This window comes from Roseimicrobium sp. ORNL1, assembly GCF_011044495.1.
GTDB lineage: Bacteria > Verrucomicrobiota > Verrucomicrobiia > Verrucomicrobiales > Verrucomicrobiaceae > Roseimicrobium.
Genome location: NZ_CP049143.1, coordinates 6,285,712 through 6,306,415 on the forward strand (window position 1 = coordinate 6,285,712; position 20,704 = coordinate 6,306,415).

Below are 20,704 nucleotides of genomic sequence, written 5' to 3' on the forward strand. Positions count from 1 at the left end.
TGAACCGCGGAAAGAAGAAGAACTTGGGACGGCCGGTGTAAGCCGGATTCTGTGCCTCCCACCGTGAGGCAGGAGGTGGCGGTCATTTCTCTCGAAGCGTCCTCCACCGAAGCAGAGGACACGCGTCCCGCTTGCGCGGCGATGCGACTAATACCCGGAGTTATCCATCCCGCCGGAGCGGGACTTGCGGCCAGGGCGGGCCGTTTCTCCTGTTATGTCTTGCACCGCGTGGGGTTTGTCCTGCCTCCTTCCTTACAGTCGGAGCGGTGGGCTCTTACCCCGCCTTTTCACCCTGGCCGGCAGGAACCTTGCGGCACCCACCGGTGGTATGTTTTCTGTGACACTTTCCGTGACCGGTCGCTTGCGCTTCCAGCCCCCATGCTTGCGCACGGCACGCTGCCCTGAGGTGTCCGGACTTTCCTCTGCGTACCCGTGTTTCCACAAATCCGCAGCGACAGCCTCCGGCCGACCCAAGAGGACAAGATAAGGGAAAAGCAGTAAGGGGCAAGGGATTAGGGAAGCTTCTGTTGGCGGTGGATGAGCGATGGCTGAGCAATTGTTGAGCGGTGGTTTGCAATTGCCCTGAGGTTGAGCAGAAAGGCGGTGGAATGGTCGATCTCAAAATTGCGTGCCTTCATTTGGGCGTGTGCTAGCCTGAGTGAAGTCTGGCTGGCGCAGGCCTGTGTTTGCGCCCCAGTGCATCCCTTTCCTCCTTCATGGCTGAAACGACCTATCCCTGGCAGAGCTCCCGCCGCGCGGCCTTCCGCGTGGAGCGGTGGTCGTGGTCAGCGCTGGGGTGGCTGCTCGTCGCCTTCATGCTGGCGGTCGGCTTCCACTGGTGGCTGTTCTATTTCTTCAGCAACGTGGACTTCGGGCGCAACATGCTGCCGAAGGCCAAGGTACAGGAGCGCCCCGAGCGCATCGCCATCAATCCGGATGTGCTGAAGGATCAGAAACCGATCCAGGAAATCCCGGACGTCATCGCGCCATCCAACAACGATCCGAAGGTGAAGGCAGACTTCCAGGACATCGTGGACATGCTGCCGGATGACCGCGCCATCGACCTCACCGCGAGTGTGGACAAAGTGACGAACTTCAGCGCTCCCGACAGCAATCCCAACGCCACCACCCCGGCCTCCGCTCCCTCTCTTGCCTCCATTGCAGATGCATTGCCCGGCCCGGATCTGGCCGAGTCCATGAGCGCGGTCAAAAGCACCGCCTTGGACGCAGCCGTGAGCCCAAATCAACTCGTGCTGCCTGGCAGGTCCCTGGATGAACAGATTTCCGGCCTCGACGGCAAGCTGCTGAAGGACCTGGACCGCAAGAGCCAGGCGGGGGATGGCAAGCAGAAACTGGCGGGCTATAGCAACCTGGAAGACCTCATCGCCCGGGGGGGCAATGTGACCGCCAGTACCGCGCCCATCATGCTGCCCACGGACCTCCTTTTCGAATACAACAGCGACATGCTCGCGGACGGGGCGCGCCTGAGCCTCATGAAGCTGGGTTACCTCATCCAGAAGAACCCGAACAGCCAGTTCATCATCGAAGGACACACCGACACCCTCGGCACGGAAGGCTACAACTTTGACCTCAGCCAGCGCCGCGCCAATGCCGTGGTGGGCTGGCTCATCCATTCACTCAATCTCAGCACGGACCGCATCCGCGCCATCGGCATGGGTGAATCCCGGCCGCTGCCGAATGTGAACCCCAACGGGACTCCGGAAGAGCAATCGCTCAACCGCCGGGTCGAAATCAAAATCCGCCCGCTGCGCTGACCAGTCACAAGGACGATGGCGGAGACAAACGGTGAAGCGCGCACGAAGCGCATTGAGGTCCTGAAATCAGCGCTCTTCCGCTGGGCGGTGTACCTGCAGCTGCTCGGGATGGTGATCTTCCTGTACGTGAAGTTCGGCGGGATGCTCATCACCCAGACGAACTACACGCCAAAAGACATCCACGGCGGTGACCAATCGCACAACATGCGACTGGCCACCCAGACCGCGCCAGACCTTTCGCCGGACTACAGCAAGGGGTTCACGCGCGCCCTTTCCGACTTCTTCCCCCACCGGACGGATGGCGTGGTGCAGCCTCTGTGGCCCTGGGTATCAGCATGGATGGTCAAACCGGGCCATACCATCACCGAGGAGGCCATGGTGGCAAAGCGGGTGACCGAGCCTGACTACACCCTCTTCAACCGAGGCCGATGGTTCAACGTCTTCTTCACCGCCACGTTTCTCACATGCCTCGGCATCGCCGCCGCGCGCATCTTTTCCATTCCCGCAGCCTTAAACATTGTGCTGCTCGGCGGCTTCGGTGCCCTGCTGCCACGGGCCGTGTATTTCCAGCCGGAGCCCCTGTACTTCGTCTTCTACTTCGTCACCTGGGTGGCTTGTGTCTCCGCATTGAAACACAACACGCTGTGGATCTACGGACTCATCGGCGTGCTGAGCGGCGTGGCCTATCTGACCAAGGCCTCCATCACGCCCATGCTCCTGGTCTTCGTGGGGGTCAGCACGCTGCGTTGCTTCTGGGAAATGCTCAGCGCGCGGCGACGCGGCTTCACGCTGAATGACACCAACCTCTGGCACTGGCGCAACCACCTCGTGGGCGTGGTGATGCTGGCCATGATGCACCTGCTCACGGCCGGTCCCCGCCTCTCGTACTCGCAGGAGCACTTCGGCAGCATGACCCACTCCTTCCCCTCCTACTGGATGTGGATGGACAAGTTCGATCCGGACTGCATCCGCTGGATGGATGAGCACAACACGCGCGATGAACTGGAGGCCATGCTGCCTGCAGACAAGCCCTCACTCGGCAAGTACCTGCAGACCCACACGCGGGAGGAGTTCGTTACACGCCTGAAGGACGGCACCTGGAACCGGGTCACCGAATTCCTCTGGCCGAAGCAGACGAAGCGCAGCAACAAGGTAGAAAACCAGAAGCCGTGGCGCGGTGTGCTGGAGTGGCGCGGCATCTATCTGGCCTGGCTGGTGCTGATGCTGGGCGGCCTGCTGGTGGCGCTGCAGCGGGCGACCCCGCGACCGGAGCATGCCGGACATGTGGTCTTCCGCCACGGGACCGTCACCACGCTGCTCTTCGTGGTGGGATGTTTCCTGATATACGCATTCGCCTACGGCTGGTACGCGCCCATCGCCCGGGGAAGCGGGGATCGCTTCATGCTCTCCATGTACCTGCCGCTGGTCTTCAGTATCATCTGGGGTGCGGAGTCCATCGTCAAACGCATCCGCCGTCGGCAGGGCAACCCGTGGATTGGCAGGGTGTACCTTGGTGCGCAGTGGCTGCTATTCCTGGCCATCGCATGGCGTTTCGTGGAAATCCTCCGCTCACCGCAGTTCTCCAACCTCTGACCTTCCGGCATGGCGGCGTCCCCACCCAGTCTCCTGCTCTGTTTTGACTTCGACGGCACGCTTGTGCATCACGAGTGCGAGCCGCCATTTCATCCGGCCATGGCGGACATGTTGCGCGACTTCCGGCGGCGCGGTGCGATCTGGGTGGTGAATACCGGGCGCAGCCTGAGCCAGACTCTGGACGGCCTGGCCCAGCACAACATCTTCATGCTGCCGGACTACATCATCGCGCAGGAATGCGAGATCTACCGGCCGGGCTTCTTCAGACCGTGGACCGATTTCGGAAGCTGGAACTCCAAGGCACGCCGGGCGCATGACCACTTCATCGAAAAGCACGCGCGTTTCCTTGAGGGAATCCGGCAGCACGTGCAAACCCAGACCCAGGCGGAGTTCCTCATGGGTGACCTCGGCCAGGTGGGCGTCGTCGCACGAGATGAGCCGGAGCTGGATGAAATCTGCGCCGTCATCGAAGCCTGGCGCGCCGAGCAGCCGGACATCGGATACCATCGCAACGGGCGCTACCTGCGCTTCTCCCACGCGGATTTCAGCAAGGGCACTGCGCTCCGGGAACTGGCCCGCCTGCTCAAAGTTCCCCGCGAGCGCATCTTCGCCGCGGGCGACAACCACAATGACCTCTCCATGCTGGACCAGTCCATTGCGGGGAACATCGCCTGCCCGGTGAATGCCTTGGACCCGGTGAAGGCGCATGTGCAGGCCCACGGCGGCTACCTCGCCAGCCGGGTGGCCAGCGAGGGCATGATGGAATCGCTGGGACATTTTTTCCCTTCCCAAGCGCAACCCGGCAACCCGAGGAACCCTCGACGGTAGCGACCAGCTCTAGGTCAGGGCCTTGGGAATATCAGCGTTCTGGGTGGCCCTGTGAACTTCGTTGAAGAGACAAATGTTTCCATTTGACGGAGGCGCCAGCCGGACTACGATACCGACCCCGCTTTTCAGAAATCTTCAATTCCTAACCCGTCCCCGTCTCCCATGCCCGAAGTTCAGGTCAAAAAAGGTGAACCTGTAGACCGCGCCCTTAAGCGTCTCAAGACCAAGCTCGAATCCGAAGGCATCTTGGACGAAGTGCGCCGTCTGCGCGCTTTTGAAACTCCCAAGGAAAAGCTCCGCCGCAAGGCCCGTGCTGCCGCCAAGCGTGGTAAGATCCGCTTCCGCTTCACGATGAACCGCCCCAACGCCGGCGAAAAGGCCGTGGCCGCTGAAGCTCCCGCTCCCGCCGCTCAGGCCTAAGTTGCCTGGACAGAAGTTTTTTGAAGAACCCTTCCGCCATGCGGAAGGGTTCTTTGTTTTTATGGCAGGCTGGCAGCCAGAATCTGGAAGCCTTATTGCTCCTCAAGCCCGTAAACGAGCCCGGCGACGAAATGCAACGCACGCAAATCCCGTGAGCAGGAGCAGCATCCGGCCCGGCTCCGGGACGGCAATGACGTTTCCAGAGGTCGTGAAGCGGCTGAAGTCCCAGAACAGGCCGGTGCCCGACAGGTCTGGCAGATCGAGGTCGACGCCTTCATCGCCATTGCCCGTGAAATAGCCGGCGTTGAAGGTGAACCCGGTGAAGTTCGCGGTCACGAGGTTGGACCAGTCCATCAGGTTGATCACGTCGCCGTAGGCAGGGTTGTAGCCGCTGCTTACGACGGTCAGCTTTCCGGTGACGGTGATGAAGTCGAGATTACAGCCCGTGCCGGCGTCAGGGTTGTTGAAGACGATCCGGTCATGGGCACCCACGCCGCTCACGCCATCGACCATCGCGTTGTACTCGGCGGAACCGATCGTGATTCCGGTGAGATCGAGCTTGGACGTAGCGCCGCTGATGCCGAGAATCACATTGCTCTGAATGCTGTGTGTACTGCCGGAAGCAGTGGCGGGCGTGAAGGTCAGGGTGCCATGCGACGAGTCAGCCACGCTATCACCAGGGCGGATATTTGTGCCGCTGGCGGCGGTGAAGGTGGTGCCACGAACTACGCCTGTACCCAGGATGGTGCTGCCAGTGTTGGAGACCGAGACCGCACCGGTGCCGGTGGTGCCAGCGCCGTTGTTGCCGACCTGAAGAGCGCCGCCGGTCACGGCGGTGGTTCCCGAGTAGGTGTTGGCAGCGGTGATGAGCCAGGTGCTGGTTCCAGCTTTGTTCAACGTGGCTGCCCCGGTGATGACCGATGCAAAGGTGTTCGTGGCTCCGGTGTAGGTGCCACCCAAACTCAGCGCGATGCTGCCATAGGTGCCGGTGTTGTTGAAGTGCAGCGCTCCAGTTCCATTGTTGGTGATCCCGGCACTGCCCGTGGTGTTGCCTTTGAAGAGGCGGTCGGTGGAACCTCCGGCACCAATGTTCGTGATCCCCATGAAGCTGGCGGAGCCCGCGAGAGTGACGTCGCCTGTTCCCGCGCCGAAGCTGCTGGCCGTGCCCCCATTGGCCAGAGTGGTGAAGATTAGGTTCGTCTGGTTGACCGCCACCGTGCCCGTGAAGGTGTTGGCGCCGCCCACCGTGATCGAGCGGGAGCCAGAGCCTGCCTGGAACGTTACGTTGCCGCTCCCTGAGATGACGGCATTGGCAAGGTTCAGCCCGCTGGTGCCATTGGTTTGCACCGAGAGGTTCTTCCCGTTGGTATCGATCTCCACGCCACTGGAAACAGACACCGTGTTTGCCAGGGTAATGGTGGCATTGGCCCCGAGCTGGATCTTGCTCAAGGAAAGCGTCGAAGCCGTGCCGGACGCGGCATTGAGGCCGGATGCGCCAAGGATCAGCGTGCCTGAGCCGCTGAGCGAGGTGCCGGCGGCCATCGTCGCGCCCAGCACCGAGTACGTTCCGGAAAGAGATGGTTGGTTGGCTGCGGCCACGATGGCCGCGATGTCACCGGTGAGGTTGTTCGCCGGGGCCACGTCAGCAGCCCAGTTCAAAGGGTCGGTAAAACTGGTGCCGCTGCCACCATCCCACGTGACCGTGCCGCCTTCCGACGAAAGCGGAAGCCAGAGCAGCATGACGACGAGAATGCAGTATGGAAACGGACGCGCTGGGGCCTTCATAGGGAACGGTGGAAATCCGACGCCCTGTAAGCAGGGAGGCGCCCAGTTTCCGATTCGCGGTGCCTTTCGCATGTCGCGAAAACTCGCTACAAGCCCACGAGCAACGTCCTTGGTCGCGCTTCCGTACGGCTTGTGCGAAGATTCCTGCGTGAGATGAACCGCCTACCAGATCGCTTCTTCTGGATCCTTCTGCTGCTGGCTTTGATGGCGGGAAATGCGCGTGCCCAATTGCCATGGGAGGTAGTAGAGCCTCTGGCCATTGCGCCACCCGCCAAAGCAGGCCGGCAGATCATCCGGCTGGATGATCCGGTGTCCGCCAAGCGCCTCCGTGTCTCGATGACTCTTCAAGCATCCACTCAGGGGCCCTTTTCATGCACTGTGATGCTACTGGCCACCACGGATGCAAATCCCAGTTCTGCCAGCGCATGGAAGCCCATGTTCCCTGCGAGCTTTGCCGCGAGTCAGGGGCAGCTCACACGCTCCGGCGATGGCATTGAACTTCGCGACTTCATGGATGCCACGCAACTGGGTGTGGATGCGGGTCTTCCGGCCAATGACGTCACCGGCCTGGCCATCGACATTCGCAACTTGGACGGGAACCCAACGGAACTTCGCATGCCATCCCTGCGAGTAGAACGCGCCACCACTCTCACCACCAACGTGGCGCTCGGGTGCGCTGTGCAGATCATGCCGCGGGACAACCTCGCCAGCTCCGCCGGTTTTCTCACGGACGGCCAACTCGATGACGCGGTGTCTCTGGACTCCACACGGCACTTCGTGGTCGATCTGAAGCAGCACCGGGACCTGGACCACGTGAACATCCGCCTGCGCTCCACGGCCATGGGCAAGGCAACCACGCCTGGCATGCGCCTGGAGGTCTATGACTCGATCCAGGAAGGCGCATCCCCGGTCTGGCGCTCCGACGCACGTGCGCAGGCTGTTTCCTCAGCCGTGAGCAACGACTCGCGCGTGCTCATCCGGGCCACAGGTGGCGAGGGCGTCTTTGCGGGGCGCTATTTGAAGTTGTCCGCCGTGGAGACGCAGGCCCTTTTGGAGGTCACCGAGATTGAAGCCTATGAGACCATGGTTCCTCTCGGCGTGGTAATGACGGCGCAAGGACGAAGCACACGGGCAGCATCGTCCCTGACCGTGCCCGCCGGTGCCACATGGATGACCTTTGCCATCGAGCACCCCGAACTTGAGGATACTGTTACTCTCGGAAGACACTGGCGTATCCTGGGATTTCATGACGAGTGGCTCGCGGGCACCGGAAGTGCCGAGGTGGAGAGCCGCTGTCCCCCGCCTGGAGAGTATGAATTTCAGGCGCAAATCCGCCAATCCGACGGCGAGTGGGGCGATGCGAAATACCGTGTGCCTCTCATCGTGCCCGTGCCGTTCTGGCAGCGCGGCGGTGTACTGGGTACCGCGGCTCTGCTCGCCATTTTCCTGGCCGCTGCGCTGGCCTGGTTCATCAGTCGCCGCATCATGGCGCGGCGTGTCGCGGAGCTGGAGCGGCGAAATGAACTGTCCAACGAACGCGCCCGCATCGCGCGTGACATGCACGACGCTGTGGGGTCGCAGCTCACCCAGCTTGCTGTGATGCACGAAATCGTGGCTGAGGAACTGGCACTCGATGACACGGCCCGTGGGCGCCTGCAGCAACTCACGGACACCGCCCGGTCCAGTGTGGCCGCCCTGGACGCCGTGGTCTGGGCCGTGAATCCGAAGAACGACAATCTCGCAAACATGGCGGGCTACCTCACCCAGGTGGCCCGCGAGTATCTGACGCCCATGGGGATCGCCTGCCGTCAGGATGTGCCGCACGAGTGGCCGGAGAAGATCGTGTCTTCCCACGCGCGCCATGAAATTCACCTGGCTTTCAAGGAAGCGCTGCAAAACGTGGTGAAGCACGCCCAGGCTACTGAAGTCGCCCTCACCATGCGCCATGCGGACGGGCGATTCACCGCAACCATCGCAGACAATGGCACGGGACTGCCTGCCGACCTCGAAGGCCTGGAGAAAAACGGCCTCGACAACATGCAGCAGCGGCTCGCCTCCCTCGGAGGACATTGCCGCGTGCAAGATCTTCCCGGCGGTGGCACTCTGGTGGAGCTGCAAGTCCCACTTTGATCTCCTCGTGCCTGTCACCATCGCCATGATCGAAGACGATGCGCCCTTCGCGGAGGCGCTTCAGCGCTACTTCACGCTGTCGAAGGAGGTGGATTGCCTCCAGCACCATCGCACTGCTGAAGCCGCGCTGGAGGCATTGCGCAGGGAGGCGCCACACGTCCTGCTGGTGGACATCAACCTCCCAGGCATGAGCGGCATCGAGTTCGTGGGGCACATCAAAGACCTTCATCCGCAGGTGCTCTGCCTCATGCTCACCATGTATGAAGAGAGCGGGCTCATCTTTGACGCGCTGAAGGCCGGAGCCTCCGGTTACCTGCTCAAGCGGACGCCGCCCAAGGAGGTCGTCGCCGCCATCATGGAAGCGCACAGCGGAGGTTCACCCATGTCACCGGAGATCGCCCGGCGGGTGGTGAGCTTTTTTCACCAGAAGCAGGTCGTGACCACGCCGGAGATACCACCGGCGAGCGCTGACATTGCCACGCTCGCACCGCGCGAAGTCGAGGTGCTTGATCTGCTTTCCAAAGGCTACCTCTACAAGGAGATCGGCGACCAACTCGGCATCTCCACGCACACCGTGAACACCCACATCCGACGCATCTACGAAAAGCTGCACGTGCAGTCACGCGGCCAGGCCGTGGCGAAGTATCGCGGGCTTGCGGAGCAGGGATAGTCAACCGACATGCCGCCAATTTTTGGAGCCACCTGGCAACGGAGCGATCTCAAGACCCGAGCCAAAAGGTGATTTTCCTAGGCAAGACAAGCGAGAATCCTGACGAAGGTTCAGACATGTAGAACGATGACTGAAGTGTCAGATTAAAGCACTCTACCTTTCGCAAAGTCACGCTAGTCTCCGCCCGAAGAAACCCGTTTACGGTATGCGCATCCCCGTCCTCATCGCTTTTATGGCGTTGTTTGTAGGCGCCGCCGCCCTCACGACTGAAACGTCGCATGAGGACGCCAGGAAGTGTTTCGAGCGTTATGTGGCACTGGAGGCTGCGTTTGACCCCTCGGTGGCGGACCTGTACGCCGACGATGCCAAGATCCAGAACACCAGCATTTCTCCCGATGGTCAGAAACGCGTGACGACCATGTCGGCCCCCGCATACAAGGAGCAAATCCGCCAGACGATGCCAGCCGCCAAGCCACGGGGTGACATCAGCAAATACTCGGAGCTCAACCTCACGAAGGAAGGCGACAGAATCCGCGTGACTGCCATCCGGTTTTCCGAACTGAAAAGGTATTCGACGCCACTCTCCATGCTTGTTGGTCCCGATGGAAATGGGGCATGGCGCATTTACGAAGAGCTTTCGGAATCGCGGTAATGCCTCGTGAGACCGGGCCGTGCTGGGGCTCGGAGCAGGTCGGCCACTCGTTTCATAAATCGCCGGGAGCGTTTTCCTCGTGGAAATCTGGCGAAGATCTGAAAGGATGTGCCGATTTTTGCCAAGAAGCCCTGCACCTGAAACTCCCAACTCCAATCACGTGGACCGTACTTCCAAGATCTTTTTCGCTGTCGTGCTGTGCATCGTCCTGTCCGCAGGCTGTGCGTGGGTCATCGCCACCCGTCTGACAGGCATTCCAGGCGCGCCCCTCATTCCGGTCGTCATCGGGTGCTTCCTTGGATCCGCAGTGGCGACTGCCCTCCTGAACATTTTGGATGCCACGAGAGCGGCTCTGCTGGCCTCGGTGCTTGTCGCAGCGGGCATTGTCATCATTCCGGTGCTGCGGAAGCTGGAACTGCCCAAGGTCATCCCCTACACCTTCTCGGCCTCGTTCTTTGTCGGCTTCTTCTGCAGCCGTCTGACGTACGAGGAGTCTTGATTGGGCTTTGATTCCGGTGTGTGGTGTTTGCGATTGCCACACACCCTGCAATTCACTGACGCGTGAAAGTCATTGTAATCGTCAATGGCTCCTTGGATTGGAGTCCCTGTTTTCCGGGCCGTGATGTCCGGCAGGTTTTTCTACAAAATAGCAAATGGCTGGTTCAGGACGGGCGCTTGTGGATCACCAACAAGGCCGGCACGTACCGACCGGATGGCATTCTCTGGCGCCTTGGCGCGGTGAAGCCAGAGCCCATGCATCGCGCCTGCCTGGAGATGATCCGGCTGACTGGCACCCCGTGTGTGAATCCTGCGGCAGCCCTCCTTCGCGGTTATGATCGCCTGAGCATGCTCACGGAGTTGAAGCTTGCCGGGCTGCCGGTCATTCCGTTCGATGTCATCACAGGGACGGACAGCCTCGAGGTGCAGATGCCACGCCTGCCCGCAGTGCTGAAGGTGGACAACTACCATGCAGGTCAGGCCAAGGCACTCGCCCACACGGAGCCCCAATGGCGGGACTTTGTTTCTCTGGCCTCACCCTACATGGGGTATGCCACCGTGGAGCCCTTCATCTCCTACCAGCGGGACGTGCGGTGCCTGGTAGTCGGTGATCAATTCTGGACGATGGAGCGCCGCTCCCCGGGGTGGAAGGCGAATGTGGACACTTCGGAGTTCCAGCTCATCGAGCCTGAGAAACAGCTTGTCGATTGGACCAGGCAAGCCGCAGCCCATTTCGGCGCGGACGTCCTGGGACTGGATTTCATCCAGGATGGCGATGGCAACTACACCCTCTTGGAAAGCAATGACATCCCGGGTGTCCGCGGGTTTCCCGAGGAAGTGCGAAAGGCCCTGGCGCTCATCTTGATGGAGCGAGTGGCGAATGCGGCCTGACCGCTGCATCTGAAACGAAAGAGCGGGCATCGCTGCCCGCTCTCTACCATTCACGAATCCTCGGGGGAAGGATTCAGTTTCAGGAAATTACTTCACCACCTGGAATCCCCAACCGCTGCCGGAGGATTGGATGATCACCTGGCCACCGTAGTTGTGGTCGTGATGCACATGCCCGTTGTGGACGTGGGCCGGCTTGCAGATGGGAGTGCTGTTGCAAGTGCAGGAGCTCGGGTACTGTGTCACCCAGTGACCGACGGGCTGACCGCAGTGGTTATACCCGTGCACGTGGAAGTAGGCATAGATGGGCTGGCCGCAGGGGGTGTAGCCAGTGAGACGATAGTTACCGCCAGCCTGGGCGGTGCTGAGGGGAAGGAGGGAAAAGGCACCAATCGCACTGAGAAGCACAATAAGTTTTTTCATGGAAGGATAGCTTGTTAACGCTGGAGTTCGACGGCCTCCCCATGAAGTTTGTTCGGGCGTTTGGAAAACTATTGTCTGTCACGACCTAGCGCAGCTTTTACAAAGGGCCTCGTGGGCACCGGGCATGGAGAGGGGTAAACGCAAAGCAGCGAAGCAGCAAAGGAGGCGGATGAACTGTGAGAGCTGGATGGATACTGACCAGAGGAAGGCTGCCACACTCGTAGGTTGCGAGTGCATAGTCAGGGTGTTCAACGCAGAGACACAGAGACGCAGAGGAACTTCGGAGACTGAGATGTCTTGCTACGCTGCAAGGCGTAAGTAACGGGCATTCCCCGAAGAATCAGGAGAAGAGCATCCGGGGGCTTCAAAATTGGTGACGCTTCATTTCTCCGCGTGTTCGCATTTCTCCGAAGTTCCTCTGCGTCTCTGTGTCTCTGCGTTGAAGCCATTGCACGTGACCACACCCATCCCCTGCCGGGTCCTCCACCTGGACTCCGCTTCAACATTCACTCACGCATCACCAGTCGCGCTTACGCGCCGAACAGATGCAGCAGCTTCACCATCCAGTAGCCGAGGAATCCGGTGATGGGCAAAGTGAGCACCCAGGCCCACACAATGCGGCCGACGATGCCCCACTTCACGGCACTGAAGCGATGCGTGGCGCCCACACCCATGATGCTGGTGCTGATGACGTGTGTGGTGGAAAGAGGAATGCCGAGCTTGCTAGCCGTCTCGATGATGATGGCGGCGGTGGTCTCTGCAGCAAAGCCATGAACAGGCATGAGCTTCACCATCTTGTGCCCCATGGTCTTGATGATGCGCCAGCCACCCGCGGCGGTGCCGGCAAACATGGTGATGGCACAGAGGATGACCACCCAGATGGGAATGGGCGAGTCCTTGCCAAGGCTATGCATCTTGAGGAAGGCGAAACTTTCTGGCAGGCCCTCAAAAGCACCGCTGCTGGTCGCGGTGAACATGGCCAGCGCGAGAATGCCCATGGTCTTCTGCGCATCGTTGCCACCGTGGCTGAATCCCATGAAGGCCGCACTCACGATCTGCAGGCGCCCAAAGATCCTATTCACGGTGCTGGGGCTGCGCCTTTTCAGGAGCACCATGAGAATCCACATGATGAGGCCGCCCAGGAAGAAACCAATCATGGGCGAAAGGATCATGGGCTTGATGAGCTTCGGCCACAGGCCGTTGCTCCCCTCATGCCAGATGAGAGCGGACCATCCACCCGTGGTGGCAATGGCGGAGCCGCAAAGGCCACCCACCAGAGCGTGGCTGGAGCTGGAAGGCAGACCCAGCCACCACGTGAACAGATTCCACAGGATGGCGCCAATCAACGCCGCGAGCACCGTGGGAAGCGTGACAATGCTGGAATCCACAAAGCCACCGCTCACGGTCTTGGCCACTGCGGTGCCAGTGAGTGCACCAATCAGATTGGTACAGGCGGCAAGCAGGATGGCCTGCCGCGGAGTGAGCACCTTGGTGGAGACCACGGTGGCGATGGCGTTCGCCGTGTCGTGAAATCCATTGATGAACTCAAAAGCCAGCGCCGTGATGAAGACGCAGATGAACAGCGTGAGCATGCAGGCGGCTAGGAGTATTTCAACACGACCTGGAAGACGACATTCCCGGCATCACGACAGCGGTCAATGGAACGCTCGAGCAGTTCGTAGAGGTCCTTGAGGATGATGACTTCGATGGGGTCCACCTTGCCGTTGTAGAGCTGCCGGAGCAGATCCATCAGCATCTTGTCACCGTCCCCTTCGATGTGCTGCAGGCGGTCCTGCATGTCCTGGATCTGGTCAATACCCGCCTTCTTGCGCAGGAGACCCACCATGCTGACGACCTCGCCGGTGGCCTGCTCCAAGAGGGAGATCTGCTTGGACATGATGTCGTTCGTGAACTTCACCGGGCAAACGGAGAGACGCTCGGCGATTTTCTCCACCGTCTTGGGGACCTTGTTCAGCGCGCTGTTCAGGGACTCGATGTCCTCACGATCCAGCGGGGTGATGAAGGTCTTGCACAGTTCCTCGGTGATGTTCTGCGTCAGCTTCTTGTGCTTGCGCCGACTCTGGCGGATGGCATCGAGCTGCGAGCTGGTATCTCCTCCAAGGTGCGGAATGACGTCCTTGAGCAGCAGGGCGCAACTGCGGGCCTCCGCGGCACTCGCCTCCAGCAGATTGTAGAAGGTGTCGTCTTTCTTGAAGAGGCTGAACATGGGTGGGCGGGGAGTGTTGGGCGGGTGGTCAAGTGACATTGGGTGACGCTTTTGCAAGCTGGTTTTGGCTCCAGCCACCGTCTGCCAGCACTTCGGGCGCGAAATCTGGACAAACTCGGCACCCCGCCGGGGTCCCCGGATTGACACCCCTCCCCCGCTCCCGCAGCATGGCTCCATGTCTGCCCGTACCCGCGAACTCATCCGTCACGCTGCCGACCTGAAGCCCGACACGCCCTGGAGCGACACCATCTGGGCTTGGACACCCGAGGAGTCCCTGGTGGACCACCAGACCAAAGCGCGCCTGTGCGTGGCCACACTGCTGCCTTTCAAGGACAAGAAGCCCGACTGGGATGGATTCACCCGCAGCATCGCCTGGATGCGGGACAGCGCCGCGCACTACGGCGTGGAGGTGGCCTTCGTGCTGAATGCTGACACGGGCTACATCTTTGACCTCTCCCTAGATGAGTATCGGGAGGTCCTGAAGCGCTTCCGTGACGCCTTCCCGGACCAACGCTTCCTCGCCGGCGTGACGGGACCGGATGCAGGTGCCACTGAATTCAAGGCAGAGCGCTACCTGCCCATGCTGGAAGCAGTGCAACAGTACGACAATTGCGAGGCCATGCTCATGACTTCACGCACGCTGAACGTGCTGGCCCCGGAGCGTCGCCGGGATGCCTATTTTCAGATCGCGGAGCACCTCACCGTGCCGGGCATTGTGCACGCTCTGGAGCCCTCCTTCGTGCCATGGGCCACGCCGTATGAGCCGTGGCTGCTGCATGAGCTGGCCCAGCATCCCAAGTTCGTGGGGGGCAAAATCTCCACGTTGGACGAGCCCCACTTCCTGTACTGGGCGGCCATGTGCAAGGGACTGAATCTGGACTTCGCGCCGCACAGCGGGGACGACTTCGGCATCTGTACGGCCATCCGCCTGGGTCTACCCCTGCTCATCGGTGCGGGAGTGAGCGCCTGCCCACTCATCTGCGCTGCCCGGGACATGTGGCTCGATGACTCCTGCGCCGCCAAGACCCACAGCGCGGGCTTGGGAGATGGGTTCGACACGCGTGTCTATAAGTTGTTTGAGGCCATCCAGTCCTTCGAGGATCTTGTTTTCCGCCTGGATGAACGGATGAGCGCCTCAGCGTACAAACACAGCACTGCCCATGTGCTCCACGCTCTCGGCCTGATTGCCTCTCCAGAGGCTCACCCGAACTGCAAGGATCTCAGGGGTAGTGACGAAGCCACGCGCATGGCGGAAGCCATGAGAAGACCCCTACGCATGGCACAACGGTTGGAGGTGCCAGATTTTCCGTCCAATTCCTGATGGGGTGGCGATTACTAAGGTGGACAAGAGGGATTGTAAAACCTAGACAAAAGCTGAACACTTTTGAAAAAAGTCTAGACAAAACCCAAACAGCCTGCCATAGTTCCCCCACTGTGAAAACGATGTTAACCCCCGCACGCCGCAACCGTGCTGTTCGCACAGTTGCTCCCGCCACCCCCGTCGTGGCCGAAGATGTCTCGCATGACATCGACCTCCTCCAACGCGTAGGCCGCCGCGATGTCGCTGCGTTCCAGGAGTTCTACCGCAAATTTAACGGCCTCCTGTACTCGACGATTCATCGAGTCCTGAACGACCATCAGGACACGGAGGACATCATGCAGGAAGTGCTGGTGCAGATCTGGCAGAAGGCCCATCTGTACGAGCCCGGCAAAGGCAAGCCACTCACGTGGGTGACCACGCTGGCACGCAATCGCGCCATCGACCGCATCCGCGCCAAGCAGCGCCGCAGCAAGCTGAACGACGACTTTGAACAGGAGCACAAGACCGTGCAGCCGGAGTTCGACGAAGACACCAGCGATCTGGTGACCTCGCACGAGAACGACCGCATGGTGCAGAGCGCCGTCATGGAGCTCACCCCTGAACAGCGCGAAGCCATCCAGCTCGCCTACTTCAGCGGACTGACCCAGAGCGAGATCGCCGAGAAGCTGAACGAGCCCCTGGGTACCGTGAAGGCCCGCATCCGTCGTGGTGTGCAGCGCCTGGAGTCCTCTGTGAGACGGAGGCTGTAACCGGTCGTTTCGTCCTAAACAACATTAGAGCCGCATCCGTGAGGGTGCGGCTTTTTTTGATCTCTCAGAGTCACGGCGGGGCAGCGGGGAGAAGCGAATTCAGAGCCCGGCGTATGGCACCGCACCTCTGGTGTGGCAAAGAAAGCGCACGCCAGGAGAATGCACCACACCACTCAATGCAGCAGCAATCCGTGGCTGTCCCTGCGGTAACCCATGCCGGTGATCATCATGTCGTAGAGTGTCCAGAGTCCCAGGCCTCCGCAGGTCAGCAGCTTGAGCACACCGGTGCCGGGATTGCCGAGGTAGAAGTGGTCCGCGCCGAAGCTGCCGAGCAACGCGGCAAAGACAAAGGCCGTGCCCTGACTCTTGTCCGACTTGCCTGCCTGCTGTCGGAAAAGAGGCCGCCCTTCGGAGTCGCGCAGGAGCCCCATGCCAATCAGGTAGAGATCCACGATGTACCAGATGAAGAAGCCCCCGAAGGTCAGGAGCTTGATCACGCCCATGACCGTCTGGCCGAGATAAAAACGGTCGGCACCGAAAAACCCGAGAAGCAAGCTCAGGAGGAAGGCAACATACTGCTGCTTGTCACTGGCATTCCCCTGTTGGGGTGTGGTCGCGATGGTGTAGCCACCTCCGGTCCGCTGGTGGCCGGGAAAACTCTGCACCGTGATGGGTGGATCCAGTTGTGATGGCGAAGGACCGACCGGCGGCTTCTTCGGCTTGTAGGAAGGTTCGTCGCGGCGGATCGTTTGCAGGTGGTCGAGCGAGGTGTCTTCCGCAGGCACGCCGGGAGATTTTGCGAAGCTGGGCAGTGCACCGCGGTACCAGGTCTGTGTCTCGTCCGTGCCGGGTTGGTCCATGGGATCCGAATCCGACACGATGATATTGCCCGGAGCCGCCTCGAACATGTTTCCATCCGGCAGGGCCAGCACCCCATACTGCTCTCCCATTTGCAGAGTCACTGGTAGGCGGGCCTCGATCTCCTGCCCCCAGGGACCACCATCGCCCTGCCAGGACCCGCCTTCACTGTCATCCAGAGAAGCCACGTGCAGGGTCTCTTTTCCATCCCAACGGATGGCATAGGCATAGTTGGGTCCGTCGGACAGGATCACATCCACATCGGGAGCCGTGCCCGCGATGAAAATGCTCCCGGGCACCGCCGGAAAAGCGCGTCGATCTCCATCCACATGAAACTCCAGCATGCCGGGCGCTTCCGCATCCTCAGGAAAGGCCCCGCCAAGGAGATCCTGCGGCTCATAAAACATGAGGCTCATGCCAAGGATGTCGAGCTCCAGCGGGAGGGAGGTTTCCTGCAGGATCTCGTCATCCGCATTCAAAAGCTGGATGTGCCCCGGCTCATCCCGGACAAACGCGAAAATCACCTCCGGCACGCCTTCACCATTGATCGGGATGTGGCTTTCCCCCGAGCTGCCTACAATGTGCTTGAACCCAAGCGGCACATGAATGCATCGCCTTTGTCCCGCCATTTCATAGGCAATGAGCTCGTCCGTCATGGTTCCGATGTTGAAACATCGGCTAAACTTGGCAAGCCGGAACACATGACGGGCAGGGAAAAGGAGAAAAAGACGCCAGCAAAAATTCAGACACGTCCATTTCCCGAATGGACGCCCCCTGCGATACGTCTATGATCTTGAGCACTCTCCTCGCTCACACAGAAGCCCTGCAGCATGTCTGACCGAAACGCCCTCCCCTCCTCCGCTGCAGCCGCGGAAGGGCGTTGGCATGTCGAGGGCCCATGGCTGCGCGATGGCCGAGGCCGGAAGGTGATGATGCGCGGGGTAACGTATGGCCCCTTCAAGCCGAACAACGCCGGACTCCCCTGGCCTGAGGATGCGCAACTGCGCAAGGACATCGCGCACATCGCGAGTCTGGGGTTCAACACGGTGCGCGTATACGAGTCGCCCTCAAATTTGCTCCTGGATTGCTGCCGGGAACACGGGCTGCGCGTGATAGCTGGAGTGCCGTGGACCCAGCATGTCGACTTTTTCAGGGATGGCTGGGCAGCCGCGGATGCCATCGAGCGCATTGGCCGGGAAGCCCGACGTCTGGCCGCGCACCCGGAAGTGGTGGGCATTCTCGTGGGCAATGAAATCGAAAAGACACTCGTGCGCTGGATGGGGCCGGAGCGCGTGCTGCACTTCATTGAAAAGCTGATCACCGAGGCCCGGGCTCATGCTCCGGAGACCCTCGTGGGGTATGCCAGCTATCCCTCCACGGAGTACCTGGTGCCGCGCAATGCGGACTTCCTGGCGGTGAATGTCTTCCTGGAACGCCCCGCCGCCTTCCGCAGACACGTCCAGCATTTGATGAATCTCGCGGCAGGTCGGCCGCTCATCGTCTCCGAGTTTGGATTGGACACTGCTTCCCACGGGGAAGCGGCCCAAGCGGAGGCCCTGCTTTGGCAGGAGAAGATTTGCCGTGATGCCGGTGTCGGGGGGAATTTCTGGTTCAGCTACACCGATGAATGGCACCGTGGAGGAGAGGAAGTGACCGGCTGGGACTTTGGCCTGGTGACGCGGGAACGACGCGAAAAGGAAGCAGCAAGTGAGCTGTCCTTGAGACGACCACTGACAGTGGATTCCCTCCGCGGCGCGGTCGCAAAAGAACGCGTCTCGGTGGTTGTCTGCACGCGCAATGGTTCCGCCACGCTCGCCTCATGCCTGCAGGCGCTCGCGAAGCAGACGCATCCCAACTACGAGGTGCTGGTCATCGACGACGGCTCCACGGATACCACCCCGGAAATCGCGAAGCGCTACGCGCATGTGCGCTATGTGCGGCAGGATCACGCGGGCCTGAGTGCCGCGAGGAACCTGGGCATGACGGAGGCGACGGGAACACTGCTGGCGTACACGGATGACGACTGCATCCCGGACGAGGACTGGCTGGTGTACGCCTGCCATGCGTTTGAAGATCCGCAGGTCGCCGCGGCGGGTGGTCCCAATCTCCCTCCACCTCCGCGCAACCTCACAGAGGCCTGTGTTGCCGTGGCGCCCGGTGCGCCGGCACATGTGCTGCTCAATGACGAAGAGGCTGAGCACTTGCCCGGATGCAATCTCGTCATTCGCAAATCCGCCCTGCATGCCATCGGCGGCTTCCGCACCGAGTTCACCACCGCCGGCGATGATGTGGATGTGTGCTGGCGGCTGCAATCGCATGGAGGCAAGCTGCGTTTCGTACCAGCCGCGCTCGTGTGGCACCATCGACGCTTCAGTGTGTCCGCCTACCTGCGGCAGCAGCGCGGCTATGGCCATGCCGAAGCGATGCTGGTGCGCCGCTATCCGCATCGCTTTGCCTGGCTGGGTGGCGCGCGCTGGCGTGGTGCGATCTATGGCCATGACAATGCGCCCTCGCTGAGGACGGGCGCGCTGATCCGGTTTGGCCGCTTCGGCAATGCGCTCTTCCAAACGCTCTACGCCAACAGTTCTGCCAGCGGATGGGATTGGGTGATGGGGCTGCCGTGGCTGGTGCTCTCGATGGTCGCGCTGGCAGCTGGCGTCTTGTCCACCCTGTTGCTGGGCTCCATGGCGGCGCTGATCCCAGGCTTGGTCATGCCCTTGCTCACGCTCTACGCGGCCTGGCGCCGGGCACGACTGCAGCCACCGCCCGCACAAGCGGCCTCGCCATGGAAGAGCCACATGCTCCTGTGGATGCTGTGCCTGCTCCAACCCATCATCCGGGACTGGGGACGCCTGAAGGGCATGGTGAAGCTGCATGCCCTGCCCTCGGGTACCACCACATGGCCCGCGCAGCATTTTTCCCAGCGCCCCTCCTCACCGCAAAAGCACTGGAAACATGAAGCGTTCTGGAGCGAAGACGGTGTCGGTCGCGAAGAACTCCTGCGGGCGATGCGCCGTATGTCCGTCGAGCAAAACCTGGCGTGGCAGGAAACGGGGGACCAAAGTTCCTGTGATGCGGTCCTGGTCTCGCCACAGGGAAGCCGGGTGGGATTGACGACAGTGACGGAGTATCATGAGGAAGGCCGGCGTCTCACGCGCATTGCCTATGGATTGCCCAGTCTATGGTGGCTGGATCGCATGCTGTTGCTGGTGGCGTGCGCCGGACCCGCCAGCCACTTTCTGAACTTCCGGCACGCGTGGCTTTTTGCGGTGCTGTTCCTCGTCCTGGCGTGCTGGCGCGCGCATCTCAGCGTGCAGGCCCGGCATGCGACACGTGAGCTGATCTACTCTGCCGCAGAAGCCTGTGGACTGATCAAGAACGATGCTCAGAAGGAAATGTCCCCAAAGCAACTGCATGAAGGACGCGCCCTTGCCGCGGCGGGACAGTCTGGGGAAATGTATCTCAACAAACCATGAAGCAGCTCCTCCTCGCCACCCTGACGGTTCTGATGATGCTCACCTCCTGCTCAAAGCCCAAGGAGGTGGACTACGCGAAGCTGAAGATGGTGAACAATCTGCTCAGTGATCCGGACACCAAGAAGCCCTTCACCGGCATCTCGCGCGACTTCCACCCGGATGGCAAACTCAAGTCCGAGTTCCCCATCAAGGACGGTGTCTTCCACGGCACGGTGAAGGAGTGGTATGCGAACGGCAAACCCTATGCGGAAACCGAATGGGTGAACGGCGAACGCACGGGCCGGAACATGGAATGGAAAGAGTCCGGAGAGCCCTATCAAGAGCGCGTCTACGACAAGGACCGCATTGTCTCGGAGAAGAAGTTTTAGACGGGGAAGTAACGATTCCTGGTTAGTTAGAAGCTGCCGAAGG

General features: G+C 60.9%; 18 protein-coding genes and 1 other RNA gene. 13 read left to right on the forward strand and 6 right to left on the reverse strand.

Annotated features, from left to right (window positions below; translation table 11 throughout):
* Positions 1-20 precede the first annotated feature (20 nt).
* Positions 21-473: RNase P RNA component class A (gene rnpB, locus G5S37_RS25185), an RNA gene on the reverse strand.
* A gap of 243 nt (positions 474-716) precedes the next feature.
* On the opposite strand from rnpB, the gene G5S37_RS25190 reads away from it, so the two are divergent.
* The 4 genes from G5S37_RS25190 to rpsU all read left to right on the forward strand — a co-directional run bounded on the left by G5S37_RS25190 (position 717) and on the right by rpsU (position 4,616).
* A complete protein-coding gene (locus G5S37_RS25190) occupies positions 717-1,775 on the forward strand; it encodes an OmpA family protein (protein ID WP_165207810.1) in 1,059 nt (352 codons plus the stop codon).
* A gap of 15 nt (positions 1,776-1,790) precedes the next feature.
* A complete protein-coding gene (locus tag G5S37_RS25195) occupies positions 1,791-3,368 on the forward strand; it encodes a hypothetical protein (protein ID WP_165207812.1) in 1,578 nt (525 codons plus the stop codon).
* 9 nt (positions 3,369-3,377) lie between these two features.
* Positions 3,378-4,196 (forward strand): HAD-IIB family hydrolase, encoded by an 819-nt coding sequence (locus G5S37_RS25200; protein ID WP_165207814.1) that lies wholly within the window; start codon positions 3,378-3,380, stop codon positions 4,194-4,196.
* 162 nt (positions 4,197-4,358) lie between these two features.
* Positions 4,359-4,616: a 30S ribosomal protein S21 gene (rpsU, locus tag G5S37_RS25205; RefSeq protein WP_165207816.1), complete on the forward strand. Its 258-nt coding sequence runs from the start codon at positions 4,359-4,361 to the stop codon at positions 4,614-4,616.
* A 102-nt stretch (positions 4,617-4,718) separates the two neighbouring features.
* Here rpsU and G5S37_RS25210 read toward each other — a convergent pair whose 3' ends face one another.
* A complete protein-coding gene (locus G5S37_RS25210) occupies positions 4,719-6,356 on the reverse strand; it encodes an autotransporter-associated beta strand repeat-containing protein (RefSeq protein ID WP_165207818.1) in 1,638 nt (545 codons plus the stop codon).
* 198 nt (positions 6,357-6,554) lie between these two features.
* Here G5S37_RS25210 and G5S37_RS25215 point away from each other — a divergent pair, with 198 nt between their 5' ends.
* The 5 genes from G5S37_RS25215 (at position 6,555) to G5S37_RS25235 (ending at position 11,242) form a co-directional block, all read left to right on the forward strand.
* Entirely contained in the window at positions 6,555-8,531 is a 1,977-nt protein-coding gene (locus G5S37_RS25215) for an ATP-binding protein (RefSeq protein ID WP_165207820.1), read from the forward strand.
* Positions 8,532-8,538: 7 nt separating this feature from the next.
* The gene (locus G5S37_RS25220) at positions 8,539-9,201 is read left to right on the forward strand and encodes a response regulator transcription factor (protein WP_165207822.1); all 663 of its coding nucleotides are present in this window, start codon (positions 8,539-8,541) and stop codon (positions 9,199-9,201) included.
* Positions 9,202-9,406: 205 nt separating this feature from the next.
* Complete coding sequence (locus tag G5S37_RS25225) at positions 9,407-9,853, forward strand: hypothetical protein (RefSeq protein WP_165207824.1); 447 nt, start codon at positions 9,407-9,409, stop codon at positions 9,851-9,853.
* A gap of 160 nt (positions 9,854-10,013) precedes the next feature.
* Complete coding sequence (locus G5S37_RS25230) at positions 10,014-10,352, forward strand: hypothetical protein (RefSeq protein WP_165207826.1); 339 nt, start codon at positions 10,014-10,016, stop codon at positions 10,350-10,352.
* 176 nt (positions 10,353-10,528) lie between these two features.
* A complete protein-coding gene (locus tag G5S37_RS25235; RefSeq protein ID WP_165207828.1) occupies positions 10,529-11,242 on the forward strand; it encodes a hypothetical protein in 714 nt (237 codons plus the stop codon).
* An 87-nt stretch (positions 11,243-11,329) separates the two neighbouring features.
* On the opposite strand, the gene G5S37_RS25240 is transcribed toward G5S37_RS25235, so the two are convergent.
* The 3 genes from G5S37_RS25240 to G5S37_RS25250 all read right to left on the reverse strand — a co-directional run bounded on the left by G5S37_RS25240 (position 11,330) and on the right by G5S37_RS25250 (position 13,889).
* Entirely contained in the window at positions 11,330-11,662 is a 333-nt protein-coding gene (locus tag G5S37_RS25240; RefSeq protein ID WP_165207830.1) for a hypothetical protein, read from the reverse strand.
* A 530-nt stretch (positions 11,663-12,192) separates the two neighbouring features.
* Complete coding sequence (locus G5S37_RS25245) at positions 12,193-13,254, reverse strand: inorganic phosphate transporter (RefSeq protein WP_165207832.1); 1,062 nt, start codon at positions 13,252-13,254, stop codon at positions 12,193-12,195.
* An 8-nt stretch (positions 13,255-13,262) separates the two neighbouring features.
* Positions 13,263-13,889 (reverse strand): DUF47 family protein, encoded by a 627-nt coding sequence (locus G5S37_RS25250; protein ID WP_165207834.1) that lies wholly within the window; start codon positions 13,887-13,889, stop codon positions 13,263-13,265.
* Between the two features lie 175 nt (positions 13,890-14,064).
* Here G5S37_RS25250 and G5S37_RS25255 point away from each other — a divergent pair, with 175 nt between their 5' ends.
* Positions 14,065-15,210, forward strand: coding sequence for a hypothetical protein (locus G5S37_RS25255; protein ID WP_165207836.1), 1,146 nt, complete (start codon positions 14,065-14,067; stop codon positions 15,208-15,210).
* Between the two features lie 122 nt (positions 15,211-15,332).
* Complete coding sequence (locus G5S37_RS25260) at positions 15,333-15,959, forward strand: sigma-70 family RNA polymerase sigma factor (protein ID WP_165207838.1); 627 nt, start codon at positions 15,333-15,335, stop codon at positions 15,957-15,959.
* 173 nt (positions 15,960-16,132) lie between these two features.
* Here the strand turns inward: G5S37_RS25260 and G5S37_RS25265 are convergent, their stop codons facing one another.
* A complete protein-coding gene (locus tag G5S37_RS25265) occupies positions 16,133-17,473 on the reverse strand; it encodes a TM2 domain-containing protein (RefSeq protein ID WP_165207840.1) in 1,341 nt (446 codons plus the stop codon).
* Positions 17,474-17,647: 174 nt separating this feature from the next.
* Between G5S37_RS25265 and G5S37_RS25270 the strand changes: the two genes are divergently transcribed.
* Both G5S37_RS25270 and G5S37_RS25275 read left to right on the forward strand, forming a co-directional pair.
* On the forward strand, positions 17,648-20,293 hold the full coding sequence (locus tag G5S37_RS25270) for a glycosyltransferase (RefSeq protein ID WP_165207842.1): 2,646 nt from the start codon (positions 17,648-17,650) through the stop codon (positions 20,291-20,293).
* Positions 20,290-20,661 carry a hypothetical protein gene (locus tag G5S37_RS25275; RefSeq protein WP_165207844.1) on the forward strand — a complete coding sequence of 124 codons (372 nt, stop codon included), beginning with the start codon at positions 20,290-20,292 and terminating at the stop codon, positions 20,659-20,661. Before G5S37_RS25270 ends, G5S37_RS25275 begins: the two co-directional genes overlap by 4 nt.
* Positions 20,662-20,704: the final 43 nt, after the last annotated feature.